General features: G+C 69.3%; 2 pseudogenes. One reads left to right on the forward strand and one right to left on the reverse strand.

The features are described from left to right. A pseudogene (locus SB764_RS44330) lies at positions 1-111 on the forward strand (3-oxoacyl-ACP reductase); the annotation flags it as partial. A gap of 49 nt (positions 112-160) precedes the next feature. Here the strand turns inward: SB764_RS44330 and SB764_RS44335 are convergent. Further along, a pseudogene (locus SB764_RS44335) lies at positions 161-238 on the reverse strand (DNA-binding response regulator); the annotation flags it as partial.

Genomic DNA, 238 nt, shown 5'->3' on the forward strand with positions numbered 1-238 from the left:
CTCGGCTCGGCCGGTTTCGTCGCGGATGCGGCGGTGCTGCTCGCGTCGGGCGACGCGCATTTCGCGAACGGCGCATGCTGGGACATCAACGGCGGGTTGTACATGCGTTGAGCGTTGAACGTGGCGCGCTTCGGCGCGCATTCGCGCAGCTAGCCAGCAGCTAGCGCGGCGTTTCGTTGTCGCCGCCCCACACGACCATCACGTCGCGCACGAGCGCGGCGATCGACGTCGCGCCGAG

The sequence above is a fragment of the Paraburkholderia sp. SIMBA_027 genome (assembly GCF_046535315.1).
Classification (GTDB): Bacteria; Pseudomonadota; Gammaproteobacteria; order Burkholderiales; family Burkholderiaceae; genus Paraburkholderia; species Paraburkholderia tropica.